A 23803-nucleotide genomic window follows, 5' to 3' on the forward strand; every position below is an offset into this window, starting at 1 on the left:
GGCGGAGCGGCTCAGATCTGCCCCTGCTGGAGACCCTTCAGGGCCGCCAGCAGCGACGCCGGGCTCTGGGGATCCACCATCAGCACACTGCCCCCCTTCGCCTGGGCCATCTCCTGCCCCATCACCATCCAGTCGCTGGCCAGCAGCAGCCGCAGGGCTTCGGCCGCGGCGGGGTTGGCCTCGATCGCCTCGGCCAGCCGGGTGGCCGCCGCGGCCCTGGCCTCCGCCTGAAGCGTCTGCTGCTTGGCCTCCGCCTCAGCCTGCAGCAGCAGGGCCTGGGCCCGGCCGCGGGCGGCGTTGAGCTCGCTGTCGCGCACCCCCTCCGAGCGCAGGATGGCGGCCCGCTTCTCCCGCTCGGCGGTCATCTGCTGCTCCATCGCCTGCTGCACCCCGGCCGAGGGGTGGATGTCGCGCAGCTCCACCCGGGTCACCTTCACGCCCCAGGGGTCGGTGGCCTGATCCAGCTCCCGCAGCAGGGCCTCGTTCACCTCCTGGCGGGTGGTGAAGGTCTGGTCGAGGTCGAGCTTGCCCATCTCGGCGCGGATCTGGGTGAGCACCAGGTTCACCATCGCCGCCTGCAGGTTGTCGACGCCGTAGTAGGCGCGGGCGTGCTCCAGCAGTTGCCAGTACACCACCGCATCCACCTCGATCGACACGTTGTCGCGGGTGATGCACTGCTGGGGCGGAATGTCGAGCACCCGCTCCTTGAGGGATTCGTGGCTCACCACCTTCTCCACCACCGGCAGCACGAAGGAGAGGCCCGGCTGGAGCTGGCGGTCGTACTTGCCGAGGCGCTCCACCAGGCGCGACTGGCCGCCGCTGGTCACCTTGATGCTGTTCACCCCGAGGAACGCCATCACCAGCAGGGCCGGCAGCCCGAACAGGGTTTCCATCGCCGGAGCAGCAGCACGGTCCCAGGCTAGGCAGCATGGAGAGAGCCCACCACCCGACCCCATGGCCCTGGCGTCCCTGATCTGGCTGCTGGTGGGCCTGGGCCTGCTGGCGATCGAATGGCTGGGTGCGGAATTCGACGGCCTGTTGGAGGCGGCCGTGGCGGCGCTGGTGGCGTCGGTGCTGAGTGCCCTGCTGCCCTGGCCGCCGCTGCTGCAGGTGGCGGCCTTCGCGGTGCTGAGCGGCCTGGGTCTGCTGGCCCTGCGGGGCTGGGAGAAGCGCAGCCGGGAGCGGGCGATTCCCGCCAGCAGCCGCAGCCAGCGGGCCGAGGTGATCGGGGGCTTCGACGGCGGCCCGGAAGGGCGGGTGCGCTGGCAGGGCCAGAGCTGGGCCGCCGTCTGCCTGGAGACGGGCGCCCCGCTGCCGCCCGGCGCCGCCGTGACGGTGATGGGGCGCGACGGCAACCAACTCCAGGTTGTTGCCGAAGGCAGGAGCGGCTCTACCTGAACTGGTCCATGGCCTCGAACCAGTCCAGAAACAGGCGCATCCATAGCGACCTTCTCGCGGGGATTCGATATCATGAATGTTCAAATATTTTGACTACATGAGTCCCGATAAAATACCAATCTTCGCCCAAATCAAAGCCATCTTCAGCCTACTCTTAGGGTCATCCCAGGGTCATCACACTAAAAGCCCATCCCCCCACGAGTTGGCCAGGCACAACCACACCAATGAATTAACTGCTATGAATCCCATGGCTCCGCAGTCCGCAAGGGACAAGCCGGTCCCACTCTCACAGTTGCAGACGACAGCACCGATTTCCCAACCCACTCCTCCAATGGCCACCTCCAAACAAAAATCTCTTGCCGATTACTGCAAGGGCATTGCCGAACAAACCGGCCTTACCGAAACACAAGTCAGACTCGTTTGCGAGCTATTCTTGAGTGGTCTTCTGAAACAGCTTCGTGCGGGCATTCCTTTTGTTTCGTGGATGATTCACATCAATCCCGAGCCAGAATCCACTACAACCACGAAGCCTGAAACCCCACGAAGAACCGCAAGTCTCTTGGCAAGGATCACACAAGTTCCTACATTCAACGAGGACAAGTTCCAACAGTCAATCCAAACACGTCTTAACTCTTAAATCCAGAACCCACTGATATTCTGGAGGGATACAATCGAACGTTTTGATTCGACTGATCACGCAACGTCAGTCCTCCCTGTCCTGCGCATCGGCAACGGCTACGACATCCACCGGCTGGTGCCCGGCCGGCCCCTGATCCTGGGGGGGCAGTGCCTGCCGCATCCCGATGGGCTGGGGCTCGATGGCCACAGCGATGCCGATGTGCTGGTGCACGCCCTGATGGATGCCCTGCTCGGTGCCCTCGCCCTCGGCGACATCGGCAAGTACTTTCCCCCCGAGGATCCCCGCTGGAAGGGGGCCGACAGCCTGGTGCTGCTGGAGCAGGTGATGGCGCTGGTGCGGCAGCGGGGCTGGAGCGTGGTGAACCTCGACGCGGTGGTGGTGGCGGAGCGCCCGAAGCTCAAGCCCCACATTCCCGCCATGCAGGCGGCCATCGCCCAGCGGCTGGGCCTCGAGGCCGACCAGGTGGGGGTGAAGGCCACCACCAACGAACGGTTGGGTGCCGAAGGCCGCGAGGAGGGCATCTCCTGCCACGCGGTGGCCCTGCTGCAGCGGCCATGACCCCGGCCCATCGGCTGACGACCGCTGCCCTGAGGGGCCTGCTGCTGGCGCTGCTGCTGGGCGCCGTTGGGCTGCAGGCTGGCCCTGGGGTGCGCGCCGCTGCCGCCGCTCCCCCGGCCGTGGTCCGCCCGGGCGCTCCTGCCAGGTCCACCAGCTCTCCTCCCCCCCGATCCGCCATGGCCGAATCCCCGCCGGAGCCGCGTGCAGAGCAGCCTGCAGAGCCCACGGCGGAGCAGCCTGCAGGAGAAGCGCCAGCCGCGGTGGTGGAGGTGCTGCGGCTGCAGGTGCCGACCGGGGCCCGCGAGGCCTGGCTGGCGGCGGAACGGGACAGCTGGGAACCCTGGCTCTCCCGGCAGGACGGCTTTCTGGGGCGTCAGCTGTTCTGGGATCCCGAACGGGAGGAAGGTCTGCTGCTGATCCGCTGGGCCAGCCGGGCCCAGTGGAAAGCCATCCCCGCCGAGGCCGTGAGCGAGGTGCAGGAGCGGTTCGAGCAGCGCGCCCGCGAGCTCACGGGCAGCAGCACCAACCCCTTCCCGCTCGTCTTCGAGGCCGAGCTGCAGCCGCTCTGAACCCAGCCCCTCCGCGCCCCTTGTGCTCCCCTTGACCGTGCCTCCGTCCCAACCCGCAGCAGCCGGCCCGGACGGCACCTACGTGCTCGGCTGTGATCGCCTGGAGCTCGAGCGCCTGGGCCGCCAGCACGCCATCTGGCGCGACGACTGCCTGCGGGTCTGGCGCCAGGCGGGCTTCGGCAGCGGCGCGAAGCTGCTCGACCTGGGCTGCGGTCCGGGCTTCGCCAGCCTCGATCTGGCCGAGCTGGTTGGGCGCGACGGCCGGGTGCTCGGAATCGACAGCGCCGCCCCCTACCTGGCCCACCTTGGGGAGCAGGCCAGGCGCCGGGATCTGCCCCAGCTGCAGACACTGCAATGGGACCTGGCCGCTCCAGGTGCTCCTGACGACCTCACGGACAGCGGGCATGGGCCGCCCGGGACCTGGGATGGGGCCTGGTGCCGCTGGCTGGCCATGTTCCTGCCCCAGCTGGATCCCCTGCTCGAGCTGGTGCAGCGGGCCCTGCGGCCCGGTGGCGCCCTGGTGCTGCACGAATACGTGCGCTGGGACACCTTCTCCCTGCACCCGCAGGGCACGATGCTGCGCCGCTTCGTGGCCCGCTGCATCAGCCACTGGCGGGACCACGGCGGTGACCCCGACGTGGCCAGCCGCCTGCCTGCCCTGCTGGGGGCACGGGGCTTTCGCCTGGCCCACTGCCGCAGCCTGATGGCCTGCTCAGCGGCCACCGCGCCCAAGGCGCAGTGGCTGCAGGACTTCCTGGCCTCCTATCCCACCCAGCTGATGGGCGCCGGCCTCTGGAGCAGCGCGGAGCAGGAGGCCCTGGGGCGGGAACTGGAGCAGGGCCGCCGCGCGGACAGTCTGTGGATCACGCCCGCCCTGGTGGAGATGGTGTGGATCCGACCTTGAGTTCCCCGACCCCAGCTCCCGGCCAGGAACCGGAGCACAGGCTTGATCTGGAGCGCCGCCAGCGCCTGGGGATGGTGGAGGCCGTCTGGGGCCAGAACAAGACCGCCGAGCAGATCGCCGCCATCGCCCGGCGTCTGCTGGCCGCGGGCGAGGTGCTCCTGGCCACCCGGGTGTCGGCGGAGAAGGCGCAGGCCGTGCTGGCGCAGGTGCCCGAGCTGGGCCTGCGGCACCATCCAGCCGCAGGCTGCCTCACCAGCGGAAGCCTGCCGGAACCACCGTGCTCCGGCGGCGGTGTAGCGGTGCTGGGCGGCGGCACCAGCGATCTGGGGGTGGCCAGCGAGGCCTGCCTGGCCCTGCGCTGCCACGGCATCCGCACGAGCCTGCTGCTGGATGTGGGAGTGGCCGGGCTGCACCGCCTGCTGGGGCAGCTGGAGCAGTTGCGGCAGGTGGAGGTGCTGATCGCCTGCGCTGGCATGGAAGGCGCCCTGCCCACCGTGCTGGCGGGACTCCTGCCCCAGCCGGTGATCGGCGTGCCGGTGTCGGTGGGCTACGGCGTGAGCGCCGGGGGCATGGCCGCCCTGCACGGCATGCTGGCCAGCTGCGCCCCGGGGCTCACGGTGGTGAATGTGGACAACGGCTACGGCGCCGCCATGGCGGCGCTGCGCATCCTCAGAGGTGCTGGAGCTGGGGGTAGGTCGTGAGCAGCTCCTCGGTGCTGAACACCTCGCCGACGCCATCCGGCTGCCAGATCACTTCGATGGCGAGCAGGTCCGACGCGGACACCCCCCCCAGCACCTGCAGGGAATCGCGCAGCTGATCGGCTGAGCCGGCCCCCTTCAGGGAGAGGCGCTGGCGGGTGGCCACCAGCAGGGTCACTGCGATGTAGTCGCTGCTGGCATCACTGTCACCGGCGGAGTCGGCGGCGGCGGAGCGCCGGCCGGCCACGTTGGTGGTGAGCTCCGCGTCGAGCTTGCTGCGCTCGGCCATGCTCAGGCGGTTGAAGGTGGATTCGGCGCTGGCGAAGGGCACCTGCCCCACCTCGGCGTTGGCGTACACCCAGAGATCGGGGTGACGCAGCAGGGCCAGGGTGGTCTCCTGCAGCACCATCTGCAGACCGCTGCTGCTGCTGGTGTCGGCCCGGGAGGCCAGCGTGCGCAGATCGCTCTGCACATCGCGGGCGGCGGCGAGCAGGCCCACCTGCACCTGGCTGATGGTGACCGGACCATCGGGCCGGGGCGCATAGCCGCCGCCGTTACCGGGCAGGGACGGGGCGCCGCCGGCACCGCGCAGGGCATTGCCGATCAGGCCGATCACGGCCATCAGGATCAGGAAGCCGAACAGGCCGCCACCCCCGAACCCGAAAATGGGGATCAGGAAGGGGAAGCCGAGCCCGCCGCCGCCGAAACCGCCGCCGCCACCGCGGTAGCCGCCGCCGCCGTAGCTGCGCGGCATCGAGGGGGCCGAACGGAAACTGCCGCCGCCGATCCTGCCGCCCCTGGCGGCCAGGGCGGGCTCAGGCGCCCACACCAGCAGCGTGAGCATCAAGGCGGGAAGAATCACGAAAGTCAGGCTGCGGCGCCACCAGCGGAGGCGGCCCGGTTGCTGAGCAATGGTGGGGGAGATGGGGGCTTCGGAAAGCGGCAACGGGGCCGGTGCGAGTGGGAGAAATCTAGGAACCACCTCCCACGATGGTGACCACCTCCAGCACGTCGGATTCCACCACCGCCTGGGTGGACCAGTTCTGGCGGGGCAGGATCGCCCCGTTGAATTCCACCACCACCAGACGCGGCTGGTAGCCCAGTCCTTCAAGCACCCGCTCAAGCGTCAGCCCGGCACGGCAGGAGCGGCACTCCCCGTTCACCTGGATGAGGATCGCGCTCTCCGGGGCCGGAGATGGTGGCTCCTGGGGGGTAGACATCGGGGGGGGGAATGGTGGCGAGGTCGGGTGGTGGCGGGGGGCTGGCCACAGGGTTGCACGGGCCGCTGGAGTGCGGGTGGAGCTCAGCTGCTGCAGCCGAGGGCCGAGAGCAGCTCCCTGCTGGCGGCCGCCGGGTCATCCGCCTCGGTGATCGCCCGCACCACGGCCACCCGCTCGGCCCCGGCCTGGCGCACGGCCGCGATGCCCTCCGCCGTGATCCCCCCGATGGCGAAAAAGGGAAGGGGACAGGCCTGGGCCGCCTGGCTCACGTAGGCCAGTCCCACCGGCTGGCGGCCGGGCTTGGTGGGGGTGGCCTGCACCGGCCCCACCCCCACGTAGTCACAGCCGTCCTGGATCGCCTGCCGCAGCTGCGGCAGGGCGTGGGTGCTGCGGCCGATCAGGCGATCCGGGCCGAGCAGCCGCCGGGCCAGGGCGGGTGGCAGATCACCCTGGCCGAGATGAACGCCGTCGGCATCCACCGCCAGGGCCAGGTCGATGCGGTCGTTGACGATGAACAGGGCGCCGGCCTCGCCGCAGAGCGCGCGCAGGGCCCGGGCCTGCTGCAGCCGCTGCTGGTCGGGGAGGGGGGCACCGTCGGGTCCCACGCTCTCCGGCTTGGCGCGGTACTGCACCAGCCGCACCCCGCCCGCCAGAGCCCCGGCCACCACGCCCTCCAGATCGGGCACGGGGCTGGTGACCAGGTAGAGATGGCAGGCCGCCAGCCGCTGCCGGCGGGCCTCGCCGTCCTGGCCGGCGCGCAGCAGATCGGCGTCCAGGTCGTAGAGCGCGTAGCGGATGGTGGCCGCCTCGGCCGCCAGGGGCGGGTCGATGCCGCGCCCGAATTCCTCCAGCACCCGCAGGGCCTCCTGCACCCGGGAGGCATTCGCGGCCACCACCTGCTCCGGCCGCTGCCGCTCGGCCTGGGCCGGATGGGTCAGGCCCGCGCCCGAATCGGTGGCGGTGTGACGCGCCCGCTTGTACTCCTCCCCGTGCAGGCGCCCCAGGCGCTGGCGCAGGTCCTTGCAGCGGGCCACCAGATCCGCCCGCTCCAGGCCGAAGCGGGCCCAGTCCTCCAGCACCCGCAGGCCCTCGCGGGCGCGGTCGAGGTTGGCGTCCAGCAGCCGCCGCACCGCCGGGGTGTCGGCGGCGGCCTGCGGGGAGAGGGGGGGGAGCACCATGGCCGGACGTTGAGGAAAGGGACGGACGGCACCGCCGGGACTGTCTAGGTTGGGCGGCAACCCCGGGGGCCGCGGCCCGTCACGAAGGCCATGGAACAAGGCGGTCCGGACAACCCGATGCTGGTGCTGGTGTCAGGGATTCTGCTGCTGGGCGGCATCGCCACCTTCATGGCCTGGGGGCTCACCCACGCCTACCCCGGCGGTTAGGGAGCGGGCCCGCGCCGCATCCCGGCCGATCTGGGCGCTGAGGGCCTCCACGCCGTCGAAGCGCTGCTGGCGGCGCAGCAGGGCCACCGGCTCCACCTGCAGCTGCCGGCCCGTGAGCTCCACCTGCCGGTCGAGCAGATGCACCTCCACGGCCGAGGCAGCGAGGGGATCCACCGTGGGCTGGGGGCCGAGGTTCATCACCGCCGGCAGCCACGGTCCGGCCGCATCCAGCTGGGCCCAGGCCGCATACACCCCCTCCATCGGCAGGAACTTGCGGCCGTCCACCTGCAGGTTGGCGGTGGGCCAGCCCAGCTGGCGGCCCAGACCCCGCCCCCGCACCACCACACCGCGAAAGCGGTAGGGCCGCTGCAGCAGCCGTTCCGCTTCCACCAGATCGCCTGCCGCCAGGGCACGGCGGATGCGGCTGCTGCTGAGCCGCTCCTCCCCATCGGTGAGCATCGGCACCACCTCCACCTGGATGCCCCGGGCCGCCGCCAGCGCCGCCAGGGTGTCGGTGTCGCCCTGGCGGTTCACCCCGAAGCGGAAGTTGGTGCCCACCGCGATCCGGCGGCTGTCGAGCTGGTTCACCAGCACCCGGTCCACGAAGGCCTCCGGATCGAGGGCCGCCAGCTGCCGGTCGAACGGCACCAGCACCAGCTGGCGAATCCCCAGCGGTTCGAGCAATTCCAGTTTTTCGCTGGGCAGATCGAGGCGCAGCCGCGGTTCGCCGTGCAGCACCTCCCGCGGATGGGGCCAGAAGCTCACCACCGTGGGGATCAGCTGCGGCTCGCTGGCCGCCGCCGGCCCGGTCACCGCCGCGATCACGCGGCGATGGCCCCGGTGCAGGCCATCGAAACTGCCGAGGGCGATGGCGGTGGGGCGCTGGGCCTCCTGGGGTGTTCGCAGGGGAATCAACGCGACAGATCCCAACGCCGGTGCGAGCCTGGCCGATCTTCCCATGGCACCTTTGGGTGGCCGTTCCCGCCGCCGCCATGGCCGACCGCCTCGATCTGCAGTTGATCTCGGCGGCGCTGCGGCGTCTGGGCTGGGTGCGCTTCTGGATCCAGCTGGTGCTGGCGGTGGTGGTGGTGGGGGTGCTGGTGTTCAACAACATCGGCGGGCGGCTGGCGGCCAACTCCTCCCGCGCCCTGGGGCTGGGCCCGGGCATTTCGCTCACCACGCTGTCGTTCCTGCTGCTGCTCTGGTGCCTGTGGCAGAGCTGGCTGGTGGTGCGCTGCGGCCGCGCCCTGGCCAGCCCGGTGCGCCCGAGCCGGGGGGAAACCGCCCGGCTGGTGAAGCGGGGGCTGCTGGCCGATCTGGCGGGCCTCAGCCTGGCGGCCGTGGGCTACCAGGCCATGGCCGGCAGCCTGTTCGTGCAGGCCTCCCAGCAGGTGCCGGGGTTCTTCGGCGCCCAGATCCAGTCGCAGCCGGGCACCGGCGGGCGGGTGATCGGCCTGCCGATCACCTCGATCGAGATGTTCTCGGTGCTGGGCAACACCCAGGTGCTGTTCGCCCACCTGATCGGACTGGCCATCAGCCTGTGGCTGCTGCAGCGGATCTACCGAACCACCTGAGGCAGGTCGCGGCAGGCGCCCCGCCAGAACAGCTCCGGCTGCAGCGGCGTGAGCGCCACCCCGCCGCCGTTCACATGGGCCACGTCCACGGGCCAGTCGGCCGGGCCCGCCACCTTGGCCTCCAGGTCGTTGGCCACTTCCCCGGCCAGCCAGTAGTAGGTGCGGCCCCGGGGATCCACCCGCCGGTCGAACTGGTCGGTGTAGCGGCGCACCGCCGTGCGGCACCAGCGCAGCTGGCCGATGCTCTCGGCCGGCAGCGGCGGCACATTGAGGTTGAGCAGCACCCCGGCGGGCCAGCCCGCCTCCAGCATCTGCTCGGCCACATCCAGGGCGATGGCGGCGGCGGGCACGAACTGGCGCCACTGGAAGTCGGCGCTGCTCACCGCCAGCGACGGCAACCCTTCGATCGTGCCCTCCATGGCCGCGCTCACGGTGCCGGAGTAGAGCACGTCGGTGCCCAGGTTGGGGCCGTGGTTGATGCCCGAGAGCACCAGATCGGGCCAGGTGTCCAGCAGGGAGAAGAGCGCCAGCTTGACGCAGTCGCTGGGGGTGCCGCTGCAGGCCCAGGCCACCACGCCATCGTCGAAGAGCTCATCGGCCCGCTCGGCCCGGATCGGGGTCTGCAGGGTGAGGCCATGGCCGGTGGCGGAGCGCTCCTGATCCGGGCACACCACCGTCACCTCATGCCCCCGGGCGAGGGCGGCGTTGGCCAGGGTGCGGATGCCGGCGGCGAAGACCCCGTCGTCGTTGCTGATCAGGATCTTCAGGGGGGCCATCGGAACGCTGGAGGCTGCTCCGTACAGTCTCCCCCTTGCCCTCCGCCCCCGCGAACGCGATGAGCGCCGCCTCCTCCACAGGGTCCAGCCCCCTCTCCCTGGAGCAGCTCACCGGCCAGCTGGAGGCCCTCGAGGCCGAGGCCGCCGCGGCCATCGCCGCCGCCGCCACCGCCGCCGAGCTGGAGGAGCTGCGGGTGGGCCTGCTGGGCAAGAAGGGACGCCTCTCGGCGGTGCTCGGCGCCATGGGCAAGCTGCCGGGGCCAGACCGGCCGGTGATCGGGCAGCGGGCCAACGTGCTCAAGGAGCAGGTGCAGGGTCTGCTGGCCGAGCGGCTGGCGGCCGTGAAGGGCGCCGCCATGGCCGCGCGCATCGCCGCCGAAACCCTGGATGTGACAGCCCCCTGCAGCTACGTGCCGCCGGGCCACCGCCACCCCCTGCTCAGCACCACCGAGGAGATCGTGGACATCTTCTGCGGCCTCGGCTACCGGGTGTCGGAGGGGCCGGAGATCGAGACGGACTACTACAACTTCACCGCCCTCAACATCCCCGAGCACCATCCGGCCCGGGACATGCAGGACACCTTCTACCTGGCGGATGGCCGGCTGCTGCGCACCCACACCTCACCGGTGCAGATCCGTCATCTCGAGAACAACCCGCCGCCGGTGCGGGTGATCGCCCCGGGCCGCGTGTACCGCCGCGACGCGGTGGATGCCACCCACTCGCCGGTGTTCCACCAGGTGGAGGTGCTGGCGATCGACGAGGGACTCGACTTCAGCCACCTGCGCGGCACCGTGACCACCTTCCTGCAACGGTTCTTCGGCGATCTGCCGGTGCGCTTCCGGGCCAGCTACTTCCCCTTCACCGAGCCCAGTGCCGAGGTGGATGTGCAGTGGCGGGGCCGCTGGCTCGAGGTGATGGGCTGCGGCATGGTCGATCCGGCCGTGCTGGCGGAGATGGGGCTGGATCCGGAGCGCTGGAGCGGCTTCGCAGCCGGGCTCGGGGTGGAGCGGTTCTGCATGGTGCGCCACGGCATCGACGACATCCGCCGGCTGTACACGAGTGATCTGCGCTTCCTCGAGCAGTTCTGAGCCGGGGCCGGCCCAGGAGAGTTCCGGGCGAGCCCCATAAACTCCAAGGGCCCCCTGCCCCTCGATCGGTGCCCTGTGTCGGACTGATCGTGAACGACGGCAAGGATCTGGCCGTCTCCACCGCCGACGCCATCCAGTGCCGCCTCGAGGCCCATGGCCGCGCCGTGGTGCGGGTGAGCAGCTCCGGCGGCATGGTGGGCTTCGCCAACCCCGACCAGCACCTGCGGGCCAAGGGCTACGCCGCCTGCGTGCCCAGCACCTTCACCGAGGAGCTGGAGCTGGCGATCGTGCTCGGCGGCGACGGCACCGTGCTCTCCGCCGCCCGCCAGACCGCACCGATCGGCGTGCCGATCCTCACGATCAACACCGGTCACCTGGGCTTTCTGGCCGAGGCCTACCTGCACCAGCTGGATCAGGCCCTCGAGCAGGTGATCCGCGGGGAGTGGAGCGTGGAGGAGCGCACCCTGCTGGTGGTGAGCGTGCTGCGCAGCGAGCAGCGGCGCTGGGAGGTGCTCTGTCTCAACGAGATGGCCCTGCACCGCGAGCCGCTCACCTCGATGTGCCACTTCGAGATCGCCATCGGCCGCCATGCCCCGGTGGACATCGCCGCCGACGGCGTGATCCTCTCCACCCCCACCGGCTCCACTGCCTATGCCCTCAGCGCCGGCGGACCGGTGATCACGCCCGACTGCCCGGTGCTGCAGCTCACGCCGATCGCCCCCCACTCCCTGGCCTCGCGCGCCCTGGTGTTCAGCGACCGCGAACCGGTGACCGTGTTCCCCGCCACGCCGGAGCGGCTGATGATGGTGGTGGACGGCAGCGCCGGCTGTTACATCTGGCCGGAAGACCGGGTGCTGATCCGCCGCAGCGACCACCCGGTGCGGTTCGTGCGGCTCAACGACCACGAATTCTTCCAGGTGCTGCGCAACAAACTGGGCTGGGGCCTGCCCCATGTGGCCAAGCCCGGCAACGGAGCGATGCCATGACGCCCGCGGCGTGGGTGTGGCTGCTCGGACCGGAGGCCGAGGCCCTCGCCGCGCGACTGCGGGCCTCCGGCTATGCCCTCTGGCAGGAGCCGGAGCAGGAACGGGAGCAGGAGACGGCCCCGCCGGATGTGGTGCTGCTTTCGGCCTGCCAGGAACAGCGGATTCCGGAGCTGCGCCGCCGCCTCGGCGCCACCCCGCTGCTGCTGGACGTGCGGGACGACACCGTGGACGCGCGGGCCCACTGCCTCAGTTCCGGTGCCGACGACTTCTGGCTCTCCAGCCTGGGCCCCAGCGATCTGCTGATGCGGCTGCGGCTGCAGCTGGGCCTCAGCAGGAGCGCGGCCGTGCCGATGCAGCTCCTGCAGCTGGCGGATCTCAGCCTCAATCCCACCACCCGCCAGGTGCGGCGCGGCAGCCGCGCGGTGGCCCTCACGGCCCGGGAGTACCAGCTGCTGCTGCTGCTGCTGGAGCGGCGCGGCACCGTGGTGAGCCGCGACCAGATCCTGCGGCAGGTGTGGGACGACCGCCAGGCCACCAGCAGCAACGTGATCGAGGTGTACGTGCGCTACCTGCGCCAGAAGCTGGAGGAGGGCGGCGAACGGCGGCTGATCCACACCGTGCGGGGCCAGGGCTACTGCCTCAGCGAGCGCCTGCCTCCCCTGGAGGGTCGCGGTTGATGCCCCCACGCCTGCTGCCAAGCCTGCCCCTGCGTCGCCTGGTGGGTGCCCTGCTCGGCCTCGGGCTCAGCGGCGGCGCCGTGGTCCTGGCCGACGAGCCCCAGCCACCGGCCCTGCCGCAGGCCCAGGCTCCTGCGAGCCAGGCTCCGCCGCCCCAGTGGCTGCCGCTGGAGGCGCGCTGGTGCCTCGAACCGGAGCGCTGCATCGCGCTGGAGGTGGCGGATGAGCCCCACGAACAGGCCAAGGGGCTGCAGCTGCGGCCGGCCCTGCCACCGCTGCGGGGCATGTGGTTCCCCTTTCCAAGGCCCACCGCGGCCCGCTTCTGGATGCACCGCACCCCCGAGCCGCTCGACATGCTGTTCGTGGCCGGCGGCCGCGTGGTGGCGATCGAGGCGGCGGCCCAGCCCTGCCCGCGGCTGCCCTGCCCCAGCTACGGCCCGAACCAGCTGGTGGAGGGCGTGCTGGAACTGGCCGCCGGCCAGGCGGCGGCCCAGGGGATCGCGGTGGGCACCCGGGTGGTGATCGAACCGGCGCTGGTCACCCCGCCCGGCGGCGCTCCCCCCTGAGCAGCAGCACGGGATTCATCGGCGCCAGCCGGGTGCCGTCGGCCAGGGGCGCCCCGCGCCAGCTCTGGTGCTGACCCACCGCCACCGCGAGCCCGGCCTGCTCCAGGCAGGGGCGCAGCTCGGCCAGGGCCTCGACTGTGGCCAGGGGCAGCACCACCACACCACCCGGCCGCAGCCGGGGCAGCACGGCCTCGAGGATCGCCCGCCGGTCCCGGCCGCCGCCGCCCAGCAGCACCCGATCCGGCGCAGGCAGCTCTGCCAGCACCTGCGGCGCCCGGCCCTCCAGCACCGCCTCCGGCTGCACGCCCAGCCGGGCGGCATTGGCCCGGATCAGGGCGCTGGAGCCGCCGCGGGCTTCCACGGCCCAGAGCCGCAGGCCCGGCCGCAGCCGCAAGGCCTCCAGGCCCACCGAGCCCACCCCTGCCCCCACATCCCAGAGCACGCCGCTGGCGGGCAGGGCCAGATCGGCCAGCAGCTGGATGCGCACCTCCCGCTTGGTCATCAGCCCGGGCCGATCCGCGTGCTGCAGGAACAGACCATCGGGCAGGCCGAACAGGGGGAGGGAGGCCGGATCGGGCGGCGGTGGCGGCTCGGCGATCAGCAGCACCAGGTGCAGGGGGTCCAGATCGGCTGGCAGGGGGCCATCCGGCGCCAGCCGCTGCACCCGCTCCCGGGGATGGCCGAGCCGCTCGCACAGCCACAACGCATAGGCCGCCTCCAGGCCGGAGGCGGCCAGGAGCCGACGCACCTCCTCCACCCCCCCGCGGCCGGGATCAGTGAGCACCGCCAGGGCGGCGGGGCGCTTCTGCAGCGCCGCCGCCAGGGGTTCGGGGTCGCGGCCGTGCAGGCTCACCCAGCTGGCGTCCTGCCAGGGGCGGCCGAGGCGGGCGAAGGCGAGCTGCAGGCTGGAGGGGGCGGGGTGAAAACGCAGGCGCTCGCGGGGAAAGCGCTGCAGCAACAGCCGGCCGATGCCGAACCAGAGGGGATCGCCACTGGCCAGCAACACCGCCGGCCGGCCGGCCGCGAAGGCCTGCTCCAGGGGGCCATGGATGAGCTCCGGCCTGTCGCTGGCCAGCAGTTCGGGACCCTCCGATCCCGCCGGCACCCGGCCGGCCGCCTGCTCCTCCTGCCACCAGGGGGCCAGGTCCGCCAGCAGCCGCGCCGGGGCCAGCACCAGACGAGCCTGCCGCAGCAGCGCCAGGCTGCGGGGCGCCAGGCCGGCCACCCCGGCGGCATCGGTGCCGATCACCTCCAGCACGCCGGGAGGGGTCGTCGCATGCTCGCTGCTGGCGGCCGCTGCCGGCTCGCTGCCCTGGGTGCCTTCTGCCATGGCAGCCATGATGCTCATCCCAGCCTTGATCGAGCGTCAGCCGCCGGGGAAACCCACTGCTGACTTGAACGGCATGGCGCCAAGCGTCTTCAACGGGATGGCACCCACACCGACACCCTTCACCGTGGTTCAGGTGGGCAGCCTTGGGGTGATCGGCGACAACGTCTACCGCATGCACGAACCAGCCGCCGCCATGGCCCGGCTGCCCAATGTGGAGGTGTTCGAGGTGCACGCCCTGGCGCGCGATTGGGATGCAGCGGCCCTCGCCGCTGATGTGCTGGTGCTCACCATGACGATGGATGTCGAGGTGTTCCGCCTGGTCCACCAGCGCCGGCAGCTGGGCAAGCCCACCGTCTGCGAGGTGAACGACTACCTGCCCGACGTGCAGCCCTGGAACCCCGCCCACCGCTCCTGGGCTGATCCACGGGCACGGCGGCTGTTCGAAGAACTGATCCGCCGTTGCGACGCCACCCAGGTGACCACGGCGGCCCTGGCCCAGCGGCTGGCGCCCCTGGCGCAGCGCCTGGCGGTGTTCCCCAACCAGATCGCCCAGCTACCACCGCCCCGACAACGCAGCAGCAACGGCGAGCTGAGCGATGAAGCCCGCCAGGTGGTGGTGGGTTGGGGTGGCTCCATCGGCCACATGGAAGACCTGCGCGCCATCGCTCCGGCCCTGGGCCGCTGGTTGCAGGGCCAGCCGCGGGCAAGGCTCGAGATCATGGGCGACCCTGCCCTGGCAGCGTTCTTTGCAGACGTGCCCCGCCAGCAGTTCCGCTTCCATCGCGCCGGGCCACTGCCGCACTACCTCGCCTGGCTGGGCAGCCTCGACATCGGCCTGGCACCACTGCTGACCACGGAGTTCAACCGCTGCCGCTCGGATGTGAAATTCCTGGAGTACGCCGCCGCTGGCGTCACCCCGGTGCTGCAGCGGCTCGATCCCTACGCCGGGGTGTGCGATGGCGTCACCGGCTTTCTGTTCTCTGATCAGGAACAACTGCTGTCGATCATGGATCAGCTGATCGCCGATCCAGCTCTGCGCCGGCAAGTGGCCGATTCCGCCTACAAGCAGGTGGCCCGCCAGCGCCGCGGCGACGACCATGCCGCCCGGCGGATCGCCTTCTACCGCGAGCTGCAGGGTGGTTGCCGAGCAGCCATGGAGCCCTTGCCGGCTGCGCTGCAGCGGGCCGGCACCCGCCCTCTCCACAGCCTGCGCGGTGCCAGGCAGCTGGCGGAGCGCCTGTTTCGCCTCGATCTGAGCACTCCGGCGGAACGCCACCTGGCCGCGGGAATGGACGCCCTGCAGATCGGGGCGTTGGAGCGGGCGATGGGCGAATTCAGCGCTGCCGTGCGCCTCGATCCGTCAGACCCCCATGCCCTCACCTTCCTGGGGCACTGCCAGCTGCGGCAGGGAGAGCTCCTGGCGGCGCGGGAAGCCTTCGAGGGGGCGGTCGCGCTGGATCCCCTGCTGTCGCGCCCGGTGCGCGCCCTGGCCCGGCTTCACCGCCAGGCCGCGGAGCACTACGGCCGTGTGGCCCATGGGCTCAACCCGTTCGAATCTTCCGGCAGCGCCCCATGAGCCAGGCCCTCGGCGCCCTGCTCCAGCAGCGTGGTGATCTCCAGGGGGCCAGCGAGGCCTACCAGCAGGCCCTGCAGCGCGATCCGGCCAATGCCGAGGCGGCAGACCAGCTCACCCTGCTGGCCCGCCAACTGCGGCACGGCGACCAGGCCGAAGCGGCGGAAGCCGCCCTGCGCGCCGTGCTGCGCGCCGCACCCCGGCACCCGGCGGCCCTGTTCGAGGCCGGCGTACTGCTGATGGGCCAGGCGCGCTTCCCGGCGGCACGGGCCTGTCTGGGGCGGCTGGTGCGCCTGGAGCCCCGCCACCGCGATGGGCTGTTCCAGTACGGCCAGGTGCTGGAGGCCCTGGGGGATCCGGAGGCCGCCATCGCCGCCCACGTCCGCGCCCTGCAGTGCGATCCGTCCGCCACCGACGTGCTGGTGCATCTGCAGGTGCTGCGGCTGCGGCTCTGCGACTGGCACCGGCACCACGAGCGGCTGGCTCGGATGATCCAGCGGCTCGAGCAGCACGCCAGCCGGCCGGCCGCCGCGCCGATCACCCCGCTGCGACTGCTCAGTTTCCCGCTGCCGCTGGCGCTGCAGCGCCGCCTCGCTGAGCGCTACAGCGCATCCACCGTTGCGCCACCGCCGGCACCACCACTACGGGCAGCGAAGGCGCTGTCAACGCCCCCGGCTGCCCCGAGACAGGGGCGGATCCGCCTCGGCTATCTCTCCGCCGATTTCCGCCACCACGCGATGGGCACCCTCCTGCATGGCTTGTTCCGGCATCACGATCGGGAACGCTTTGAGGTGTTCGCCTATTCCCTCGCCGACCTTGAGGATGCCTACACCGCCTCGGTGCGCCAGGGCGTTGATACATACACCGTGGTGTGCGGATGGAGCAACGGCGCGATCGCGGATCGCATCCGCGCTGACCGCATCGACGTGCTGATCGATCTGATGGGCCACACCCACCACGGCCGCCCGGCGGTGCTGGCCCAGCGGCCCGCTCCGCTGCAGCTGCACTATCTGGGCTACCCCGGATCGCTGGGTGCCAGCTGGATCGATGGGCTGATCGCCGATGCCCAGCTCATCCCAGTGGAGCTGGAGCACGGCTACAGCGAACCGATCCTGCGGCTGCCCTGGGGCTTCGTGAGCTCTCCAGCCCCTGAGCCCTGCGACAACGTGGCTGATGGCCTGGAACGGCAGCGCGCCCGGCAACGAGCCGGCTTGCCCGCGAAGGCTGTGGTGTTCGCCTGCTTCAACCGGCCTGAGAAGCTCGATCCAGATCGCTTCTCGCTCTGGCTGGCCATCCTCCTGCAGGTGCCCGGTTCAGTGCTGTGGCTGCTGATGGAGCACCCCCTGGTGCGCCAGCGCTTGCGCCAGTACGCCAGTGCCGCCGGTGTTGATCCGGCGCGGATCGTGTTTGGAGATCAGGTGGGCAGCGGGGAGTTCAGCGCCCTGTGCTCCCTGGCCGATCTGTTCCTCGACACCGCGTGCTACGGCTCCGGCGCCACCGCCGTGGCAGCCCTGGCCGCCGGCCTGCCGTTGCTCACCTGCCCTGGCGAGAGCTTCTCCTCACGCATGGGCACCAGCCTCTGCGCCGCCACCGGTCTGGACGAGCTGATCTGCCCAACGCCCGAGGCCTACCGAGAGCGCGCCATTGCCCTGGGCCGTAACCCCCAGCGCTTGCGGCAGCTGAGCCGCCACCTGCTCAGCCAGCAGGCAACACTGCCCCTGTTTCAGACCAGCGCCTGGGTACGTGAGTTCGAGCTGCTGCTGCTGAGGCTGGTGAATGCCGGGCTGCCGGCCGAGGACACCGCAGGATGTAGACATCATGAAGATCAGCCGGGTTCAGGGGATAATCCTTTGGCGCCGGATTAAGCCCCAGATTGGGCAGACCGCACCGGGCTTCGCTGCGCTTCCTGAGTTCCCCAGCCCTTGCCGCTTGGCTGATCCAGCAGCAGGTTTCCCTCGCCTTCTCCACCTACCGCGCCAATCGGGTCCTCTTTCTTGGCGTTGATCCCCAGGGCCGTTGCGCCCTGCACGAGCGCCTGTTTGATCGGCCGATGGGGCTGTTCGTGGCCGGCGAGAGCCTATGGATGGCGGCCCGCTGCCAGATCTGGCGCCTCGACAACCTGCTCGGCCCAGGCCACCTGCATGAAGGCGGCGACCGGCTCTATGTGCCTGCTGCCGCCTTCACCACCGGCGATGTGAACGCGCATGAAGTGGTGCTTGGCACTGATGGCCAGCCGATCTTCGTGAACACGGCCTTCAGCTGCCTGGCCACCCTGGCGCCGCTCTGCAGCTTTGCGCCCACCTGGGCCCCTCCGTTCATCAGCAAACTGGCCGGCGACGACCGTTGCCATCTCAACGGCCTGGCCCTCCAAGACGGTATCCCCACCTGGGCCACCGCCTGCGGCGGCAGCGGTGAACCCTCCTCCTGGCGCAACAACCGCACCAAAGGCGGGGTGCTGCTCCACATCCCCAGCAACAGCATCACCGCCACGGGTCTCTCGATGCCCCATTCGCCCCGCTGGCATGGCGGCAAGCTCTGGCTGCTCAACTCCGGCACCGGTGAATTGGGCTGGATCGAGAACGGCTTGTTCCAGAGCCTCTGCGCCCTGCCGGGCTTTGTGCGGGGATTGGCCTTTGCGGGCGGCTGCGCCGTGGTGGGGCTCTCCAAGCTGCGCTCGCCCCAGTTCACTGGCCTGCCGCTGGAAGAACGCCTGAATGCCGAGGCCATCCCGGGCGGCTGTTGCGGCCTGCGGGTGATCGATCTGGCCAGTGGGCAGGTTCTCCACAGCCTCGATCTACCCGAGCCCATCGATGAGCTCTTTGATGTGGCCATCCTCCCCGGCGTGCGCCAGCCCCGCGCCCTCGGCCTCCAGGGCGAGGAGATCGACTGCCTGGTGAAAATCCCCGATCTGCCCGAACTCCTGCACGTGCGGCCCCTGGCCCCCAGCGGCAAGCCCCACCAGGGGCCGGCGGTGCGGCCCTTTGGCCTGCCCGAACCCTCGGCGCCAACGGCCGATACCCCCATCCGCTATCAGCGGGTGTTCCATCTCACCCCCGCCAACCTCGCCCCCTACGCCGAACTCACCTTCCCTTCCCTTGCCCCCGGAAGCAGCGCCCTCGCCCGCATCCAGGGCGAACTGCTGGGCCTTTCCGCCATGGCCACCGGCGCCATGGTGGGTTTCGCGATTGCCGAGCGGCTCGCCGCTGGCGGTGCCCAGCTGCTCTCCCTCAAGGTGGATCCCGCCTGGCGCCGCCGCGGCATCGGCACCGGCCTGCTGCAGCGGCTGATGGTGTTTCTCGCCAAGGAGGGCATCACACCGCTGAACCTCCGCTACAAGGCCAGCCCGGAGATCAGCGCCTGCTTTGAGCCCATCCTGGCGCGCCTGGGCTGGAGTCAACCCCGCACCGATTTCGTGCTTCTGGAGGGCCGCAGCGATCAACTCGCCGCGATCGACTGGGCCGATCGCCATCCGATCACCCCCCCCTACAGCCTCCTTCCCTGGCACCAGCTCAGCGAGCCTCAACGGGCCCAGGTCGCCAGGCTCGACGCCCCGGCCGAATTACAGCCACCGGCCAATCCAGAGGGGCTCGAGCCATCGATCTGCCTGGCCCTGCTGCACCACGACAGCCCGGTGGGCTGGGTGCTGGCCCATCGCACCGGCGCTGCCAGCGTGCGCTACTCCAGCCTCTATGTGACCCCAGCCCATCGCGGCCGTGCCCGTGCCCTGGCCCTGCTGGCAGAAGCATTTCGCCGTCAGCACGCCGCCGCCATCCCCACGGCCCGTGCCGCCATCGACCGCCGCAACTCCGCGATGCTGCGCCTGCTCAAACGACACCTCGGTCTGCACCTGAGCAGCGTCGGCCGCTCCCGAGTGACCCAGTCGATGTTGCTGCAGTAAAAGCCATCGCAACCTGATAGGCTCCCGCGCGATTCTTGACGGCAAGAGCTAGAGGTAGGCGCCACTAGGTGCAGCCACCACCTCGAATCCCAAGTGGGATTCCTGATCTGGCCAGGCCCAGCCCGGAGCACCTGAGTTCAGCCCCTCCACTCTTTCCCATCGGCTTCCATCCGTGACCCAGCTCCTGCTCGCCGGCACCTCCATTGCTGCCACCTCCCACCTGGAGATGGCACTGCAACGGGTGAACAACCGCCTGCAGGCCTGGGCCAGCAATACCCACGCCTACAACGCCCACCTGCTCGACGTTTTCGGGGCGCAGAGCAGCGAGGCCACCAGCACCCTCCAGGCCAGCCTCAGCGGCGCCGGGCTGGGGATCCGCCTGGAGATCCTCGATGGCTCTACCCTCAGCGGCATCAACGCGGCCTACACCAGCGCCGCAGCCGATGGCACTGAACGGATCTATCTCAATGCCACCTGGCTGCAGAACGCCACAGCCGTGCAGATCGAGGCGGTGCTGCTGGAAGAGCTCGGCCATGCCATCGACAGCCGCCTCAATAGTGGCGCTGACACCCCCGGCGACGAGGGTGAAATCTTCTCCGCCCGCCTGCGCGGCACCACACCCGCTACCACAGCCTTCACAGAAGACGACCAGCAGCTGATCAACCTCAACGGCCAGAACCTGATGCTGGAAGCTGCTGCGGACACCACTCCGCCTAGAGGGAGCTTCTTCCAGGGTGCGGCCTTTGCCGCACCCTCCACCAATCCCTTCGGGATTACCGATGTGGGCCGCTACGCCAGCCCGGCCCTCGCGGATGCCGACGGCGATGGCGATCTGGATCTCTTCATTGGCAATAGCGACGGCAACACACTCTTTTTCCGCAACACCGCCAGCCCTGGCGCCACCGCTCCCTCCTATGCCGCAGCCTCCACCAATCCCTTCGGGATATCCGATGTGGGCTCCTACGCCAAGCCTGCCTTCGCGGATGCCGACGGCGATGGCGATCTGGATCTCTTCATTGGCAATAAAGACGGCAACACACTCTTTTTCCGCAACACCGCCAGCCCTGGAGCCACCGCTCCCTCCTATGCCGCAGCCTCCACCAATCCCTTCGGGATGACCGATGTAGGCTACTTCGCCAAGCCGGCCTTCGCGGATGCCGACGGCGATGGCGATCTGGATCTCTTCATTGGCAATAAAGACGGCAACACTCTCTTTTTCCGCAACACCGCCAGCCTTGGCGCCACCGCTCCAGCCTTTGACGCACCCTCCACCAATCCCTTCGGGATCACCGATGTAGGTTCCTTCGCCAGCCCGGCCTTCGCGGATGCCGACGGCGATGGCGATCTGGATCTCTTCATTGGCAATTCCTACGGCAACACTCTCTTTTTCCGTAACACCGCCAGCCCTGGCGCCACCGCTCCCGCCTTTGACGCACCCTCCACCAATCCCTTCGGGATTACCGGTGTGGGCGCTTCTGCGACCCCGGCCTTCGCGGATGCCGACGGCGATGGCGATCTGGATCTCTTCATTGGCAACGGCAATATCCTTGACAATAACTCCGGCAACACACTCTTTTTCAGCAACACCGCCAGCCCTACAGCTCCCGTCAGCTCTACCACCGCTAACGGCACCTACGGCCCTGGCTCCATCATCACCCTCACCGTCCAGTTTTCCGAGGCCGTGCTCGTTACGGGAACTCCACTGCTGCAGCTGGAAACCGGTGCCATCGATCGCTTCGCGACTTACACCTCAGGCAGTGGCACCGACACCCTCACCTTCTCCTACACCGTTCAACCAGGAGACATCTCCGCCGATCTCGATCAGCTCTCCGCCAATGCCCTCTCCCTCAATGGCGGCACCATCCAGGATGCGGCCGGCAACAACGCCATCCTCACCCTCGCCCAACCGGGCACTGCCGGAAGCCTGGGGGCCAATGCTGATCTGGTGATTGACACCACGGCCCCTACAGGAAGCTTCTTCCAGGATCCGGCCTATGCCGCACCCTCCACCAATCCCTTCGGGATTTCCGATGTGGGCTCCTACGCCAGCCCGGCCCTCGCGGATGCCGACGGCGATGGCGATCTGGATCTCTTCATTGGCAATAGCGACGGCAACACACTCTTTTTCCGCAACACCGCCAACCCTGGCGCCACCGCTCCCGCCTTTGACGCACCCTCCACCAATCCCTTCGGGATCACCGATGTGGGCGCTTCTGCAACCCCGGCCTTCGCGGATGCCGACGCCGATGGCGATCTGGATCTCTTCATTGGCAATAAAGACGGCAACACACTCTTTTTCCGCAACACCGCCAGCCCTGGAGCCACCGCTCCCTCCTATGCCGCAGCCTCCACCAATCCCTTCGGGATCACCGATGTGGGCTACTTCGCCAAGCCGGCCTTCGCGGATGCCGACGGCGATGGCGATCTGGATCTCTTCATTGGCAATAAAGACGGCAACACTCTCTTTTTCCGCAACACCGCCAGCCCTGGAGCCACCGCTCCAGCCTTTGACGCACCCTCCACCAATCCCTTCGGGATCACCGATGTGGGCTACCAAGCCAGCCCGGCCTTCGCGGATGCCGACGGCGATGGCGATCTGGATCTCTTCATTCGCAATTCCTACGGCAACACTCTCTTTTTCCGTAACACCGCCAGCCCTGGCGCCACCGCTCCCGCCTTTGACGCACCCTCTACCAATCCCTTCGGGATAACCGCTGTGGGTTCCGCAGCCAGCCCGGCCCTCGCGGATGCCGACGGCGACGGCGATCTGGATCTCTTCATTGGCAATAAAGACGGCAACACTCTCTTTTTCCGCAACACCGCCAGCCCTGGCGCCACTGCGCTCATAGCTCCCGTCAACTCCACCACCCCTGACGGCACCTATGGCCCTGGCTCCATCATCACCCTCACCGTCCAGTTTTCAGAGGCCGTGCTCGTTACGGGAACTCCACTGCTGCAGCTGGAAACCGGTGCCATCGATCGCTTCGCGACTTACACCTCAGGCAGTGGCACCGACACCCTCACCTTCTCCTACACCGTTCAACCAGGAGACATCTCCGCCGATCTCGATCAGCTCTCCGCCAATGCCCTCACCCTCAATGGCGGCACCATCCAGGATGCAGCCGGCAACAACGCCATCCTCACCCTCGCCCAACCGGGCGCTCCTGGTTCCCTGGCCGCCAATGCAGACATTGAGGTGACCTGCTTCCTCCCTGGCACCCTCATCGCCACACCCGGCGGTGAACAGCCCATCGAAACCCTGCAGCCTGGCGATCTCATCTGCACTCCTGATGGGCCCCAGCCGGTGAAGTTCGTCTGCCGCACCACGCACCATCCGGTGATCCTGTGGAACCTCGATGCCTTGCCCATCTGCATCAAGGCCGGTGCCCTGGGAGATGGCCTCCCCCGCCGGGATCTCTACGTCAGCGGCGGCCATGCCCTGCTCCTCGATGGTCACCTCATCCATGCCTCGGCTCTGGTGAATGGCAGCACCATCCTCCAGACCCAGCCAGAAGATTGGGATGCCCATCGGCCGATCACCTACTACAACATCGAGCTCGAAAAGCATGAGCTGATCACCGCCGAGGGCCTGATGGTGGAATCGTTTTTCGACAGCTTCGAGCGCAGCGGCTGGGACAACTACCCCGCCTACCTCGCCCTCTACGGCAGCGAGCAACCCCTGGAAGAACTCCCCCTGCCCCGCGTCAAATTCAAACGCCAACTCTCCTCGGCCCTGCGCCAGACGCTGACGCTGCTGGAAGAGCAAGCCCAGCAGCACAAGCAACCTGTGGCGGCCTGCCCTTGAGCCGTGCCGAAGGGCTCAGACGGAGCGGTGCCGTTCTTCAGCATGGCCAATTTCTATGCCGAACGGCAACAGCCTCACACTGGACCAAAGGGGCCTGCCCCTTGATCTGTTGAGCCTCGATGCCGCCATCTCCTGGATCTCAGGCGCGAGCTGATAGC

General features: G+C 69.6%; 21 protein-coding genes. 14 read left to right on the forward strand and 7 right to left on the reverse strand.

The genetic code is table 11. The annotated features are described in order from the left end of the window. Nucleotides 1–11 precede the first annotated feature (11 nt). The gene (locus CBM981_RS12360) at nucleotides 12–893 is read right to left on the reverse strand and encodes an SPFH domain-containing protein (protein ID WP_087068647.1); all 882 of its coding nucleotides are present in this window, start codon (nucleotides 891–893) and stop codon (nucleotides 12–14) included. Nucleotides 894–954: 61 nt separating this feature from the next. Here CBM981_RS12360 and CBM981_RS12365 point away from each other — a divergent pair, with 61 nt between their 5' ends. From CBM981_RS12365 to larB, 5 genes are all read left to right on the forward strand, one after another. Continuing rightward, the gene (locus CBM981_RS12365; protein ID WP_087068648.1) at nucleotides 955–1398 is read left to right on the forward strand and encodes an NfeD family protein; all 444 of its coding nucleotides are present in this window, start codon (nucleotides 955–957) and stop codon (nucleotides 1396–1398) included. 718 nt (nucleotides 1399–2116) lie between these two features. Continuing rightward, entirely contained in the window at nucleotides 2117–2596 is a 480-nt protein-coding gene (gene ispF / locus CBM981_RS12370; RefSeq protein WP_087068649.1) for a 2-C-methyl-D-erythritol 2,4-cyclodiphosphate synthase, read from the forward strand. Beyond that, nucleotides 2593–3165: a TIGR03792 family protein gene (locus CBM981_RS12375; RefSeq protein ID WP_369801623.1), complete on the forward strand. Its 573-nt coding sequence runs from the start codon at nucleotides 2593–2595 to the stop codon at nucleotides 3163–3165. Before ispF ends, CBM981_RS12375 begins: the two co-directional genes overlap by 4 nt. A gap of 37 nt (nucleotides 3166–3202) precedes the next feature. Then, nucleotides 3203–4069, forward strand: a complete 867-nt coding sequence (locus tag CBM981_RS12380) for a methyltransferase domain-containing protein (RefSeq protein ID WP_225867663.1) — start codon at nucleotides 3203–3205, stop codon at nucleotides 4067–4069. A gap of 71 nt (nucleotides 4070–4140) precedes the next feature. Continuing rightward, nucleotides 4141–4770: a nickel pincer cofactor biosynthesis protein LarB gene (larB, locus tag CBM981_RS12385; RefSeq protein WP_087069410.1), complete on the forward strand. Its 630-nt coding sequence runs from the start codon at nucleotides 4141–4143 to the stop codon at nucleotides 4768–4770. On the opposite strand, the gene CBM981_RS12390 is transcribed toward larB, so the two are convergent. The 4 genes from CBM981_RS12390 to CBM981_RS12405 all read right to left on the reverse strand — a co-directional run bounded on the left by CBM981_RS12390 (nucleotide 4739) and on the right by CBM981_RS12405 (nucleotide 8287). Further along, nucleotides 4739–5611 carry a DUF1517 domain-containing protein gene (locus CBM981_RS12390; RefSeq protein ID WP_225867664.1) on the reverse strand — a complete coding sequence of 291 codons (873 nt, stop codon included), beginning with the start codon at nucleotides 5609–5611 and terminating at the stop codon, nucleotides 4739–4741. The two genes, larB and CBM981_RS12390, sit on opposite strands and share 32 nt — an antisense overlap. Before the next feature lie 127 nt (nucleotides 5612–5738). Continuing rightward, nucleotides 5739–5987, reverse strand: coding sequence for a sulfur carrier protein ThiS (gene thiS, locus CBM981_RS12395; RefSeq protein WP_087068651.1), 249 nt, complete (start codon nucleotides 5985–5987; stop codon nucleotides 5739–5741). A gap of 83 nt (nucleotides 5988–6070) precedes the next feature. Then, a complete protein-coding gene (locus tag CBM981_RS12400) occupies nucleotides 6071–7165 on the reverse strand; it encodes a thiamine phosphate synthase (protein WP_087068652.1) in 1095 nt (364 codons plus the stop codon). Between the two features lie 132 nt (nucleotides 7166–7297). Next, nucleotides 7298–8287, reverse strand: a complete 990-nt coding sequence (locus CBM981_RS12405) for a bifunctional riboflavin kinase/FAD synthetase (RefSeq protein ID WP_087068653.1) — start codon at nucleotides 8285–8287, stop codon at nucleotides 7298–7300. 77 nt (nucleotides 8288–8364) lie between these two features. Between CBM981_RS12405 and CBM981_RS12410 the strand changes: the two genes are divergently transcribed. Then, a complete protein-coding gene (locus tag CBM981_RS12410) occupies nucleotides 8365–8946 on the forward strand; it encodes a DUF3611 family protein (RefSeq protein WP_087069411.1) in 582 nt (193 codons plus the stop codon). Here the strand turns inward: CBM981_RS12410 and surE are convergent. After that, the gene (gene surE, locus CBM981_RS12415) at nucleotides 8931–9722 is read right to left on the reverse strand and encodes a 5'/3'-nucleotidase SurE (protein WP_087068654.1); all 792 of its coding nucleotides are present in this window, start codon (nucleotides 9720–9722) and stop codon (nucleotides 8931–8933) included. The two genes, CBM981_RS12410 and surE, sit on opposite strands and share 16 nt — an antisense overlap. A 59-nt stretch (nucleotides 9723–9781) precedes the next feature. Here surE and pheS point away from each other — a divergent pair, with 59 nt between their 5' ends. The 4 genes from pheS (at nucleotide 9782) to CBM981_RS12435 (ending at nucleotide 13039) form a co-directional block, all read left to right on the forward strand. Beyond that, entirely contained in the window at nucleotides 9782–10810 is a 1029-nt protein-coding gene (gene pheS / locus CBM981_RS12420) for a phenylalanine--tRNA ligase subunit alpha (protein ID WP_087068655.1), read from the forward strand. 68 nt (nucleotides 10811–10878) lie between these two features. After that, complete coding sequence (locus CBM981_RS12425; protein WP_087068656.1) at nucleotides 10879–11796, forward strand: NAD(+) kinase; 918 nt, start codon at nucleotides 10879–10881, stop codon at nucleotides 11794–11796. Continuing rightward, a complete protein-coding gene (locus CBM981_RS12430) occupies nucleotides 11793–12473 on the forward strand; it encodes a response regulator transcription factor (protein ID WP_087068657.1) in 681 nt (226 codons plus the stop codon). The genes CBM981_RS12425 and CBM981_RS12430 overlap by 4 nt, the downstream gene beginning before the upstream one ends. Then, nucleotides 12473–13039 carry a DUF192 domain-containing protein gene (locus CBM981_RS12435; protein ID WP_172820892.1) on the forward strand — a complete coding sequence of 189 codons (567 nt, stop codon included), beginning with the start codon at nucleotides 12473–12475 and terminating at the stop codon, nucleotides 13037–13039. Before CBM981_RS12430 ends, CBM981_RS12435 begins: the two co-directional genes overlap by 1 nt. Here CBM981_RS12435 and cbiE read toward each other — a convergent pair. Beyond that, nucleotides 13011–14297, reverse strand: coding sequence for a precorrin-6y C5,15-methyltransferase (decarboxylating) subunit CbiE (cbiE, locus tag CBM981_RS12440; RefSeq protein WP_225867666.1), 1287 nt, complete (start codon nucleotides 14295–14297; stop codon nucleotides 13011–13013). The genes CBM981_RS12435 and cbiE overlap by 29 nt on opposite strands. A gap of 145 nt (nucleotides 14298–14442) precedes the next feature. Between cbiE and CBM981_RS16110 the strand changes: the two genes are divergently transcribed. From CBM981_RS16110 to CBM981_RS12460, 4 genes are all read left to right on the forward strand, one after another. After that, nucleotides 14443–15945, forward strand: coding sequence for a glycosyltransferase (locus CBM981_RS16110; RefSeq protein WP_172820893.1), 1503 nt, complete (start codon nucleotides 14443–14445; stop codon nucleotides 15943–15945). Continuing rightward, the gene (locus tag CBM981_RS12450; RefSeq protein ID WP_087068660.1) at nucleotides 15942–17807 is read left to right on the forward strand and encodes a glycosyltransferase family 41 protein; all 1866 of its coding nucleotides are present in this window, start codon (nucleotides 15942–15944) and stop codon (nucleotides 17805–17807) included. Before CBM981_RS16110 ends, CBM981_RS12450 begins: the two co-directional genes overlap by 4 nt. An 8-nt stretch (nucleotides 17808–17815) precedes the next feature. Next, a complete protein-coding gene (locus CBM981_RS12455) occupies nucleotides 17816–19840 on the forward strand; it encodes a TIGR03032 family protein (RefSeq protein ID WP_087068661.1) in 2025 nt (674 codons plus the stop codon). Nucleotides 19841–20012: 172 nt separating this feature from the next. After that, complete coding sequence (locus tag CBM981_RS12460) at nucleotides 20013–23645, forward strand: Hint domain-containing protein (protein WP_087068662.1); 3633 nt, start codon at nucleotides 20013–20015, stop codon at nucleotides 23643–23645. Nucleotides 23646–23803 lie beyond the last annotated feature (158 nt).

The organism is Cyanobium sp. NIES-981 (assembly GCF_900088535.1).
Lineage (GTDB): Bacteria > Cyanobacteriota > Cyanobacteriia > PCC-6307 > Cyanobiaceae > NIES-981.

What these genes read in the sequence shown, in the direction of transcription:
- CBM981_RS12410 (WP_087069411.1), top strand. Translation starts at nt 8,365, where the DNA reads ATGGCCGACCGCCTCGATCTGCAGTTGATCTCGGCGGCGCTGCGGCGT.
- pheS (WP_087068655.1), top strand. Translation starts at nt 9,782, where the DNA reads ATGAGCGCCGCCTCCTCCACAGGGTCCAGCCCCCTCTCCCTGGAGCAG.
- CBM981_RS12365 (WP_087068648.1), top strand. Translation starts at nt 955, where the DNA reads ATGGCCCTGGCGTCCCTGATCTGGCTGCTGGTGGGCCTGGGCCTGCTG.
- larB (WP_087069410.1), top strand. Translation starts at nt 4,141, where the DNA reads ATGGTGGAGGCCGTCTGGGGCCAGAACAAGACCGCCGAGCAGATCGCC.
- CBM981_RS12430 (WP_087068657.1), top strand. Translation starts at nt 11,793, where the DNA reads ATGACGCCCGCGGCGTGGGTGTGGCTGCTCGGACCGGAGGCCGAGGCC.
- CBM981_RS12450 (WP_087068660.1), top strand. Translation starts at nt 15,942, where the DNA reads ATGAGCCAGGCCCTCGGCGCCCTGCTCCAGCAGCGTGGTGATCTCCAG.
- CBM981_RS12435 (WP_172820892.1), top strand. Translation starts at nt 12,473, where the DNA reads ATGCCCCCACGCCTGCTGCCAAGCCTGCCCCTGCGTCGCCTGGTGGGT.
- surE (WP_087068654.1), bottom strand. Translation starts at nt 9,722, where the DNA reads ATGGCCCCCCTGAAGATCCTGATCAGCAACGACGACGGGGTCTTCGCC.
- CBM981_RS12360 (WP_087068647.1), bottom strand. Translation starts at nt 893, where the DNA reads ATGGAAACCCTGTTCGGGCTGCCGGCCCTGCTGGTGATGGCGTTCCTC.
- thiS (WP_087068651.1), bottom strand. Translation starts at nt 5,987, where the DNA reads ATGTCTACCCCCCAGGAGCCACCATCTCCGGCCCCGGAGAGCGCGATC.
- CBM981_RS16110 (WP_172820893.1), top strand. Translation starts at nt 14,443, where the DNA reads ATGGCGCCAAGCGTCTTCAACGGGATGGCACCCACACCGACACCCTTC.
- CBM981_RS12400 (WP_087068652.1), bottom strand. Translation starts at nt 7,165, where the DNA reads ATGGTGCTCCCCCCCCTCTCCCCGCAGGCCGCCGCCGACACCCCGGCG.
- CBM981_RS12390 (WP_225867664.1), bottom strand. Translation starts at nt 5,611, where the DNA reads ATGCTCACGCTGCTGGTGTGGGCGCCTGAGCCCGCCCTGGCCGCCAGG.
- CBM981_RS12375 (WP_369801623.1), top strand. Translation starts at nt 2,593, where the DNA reads ATGACCCCGGCCCATCGGCTGACGACCGCTGCCCTGAGGGGCCTGCTG.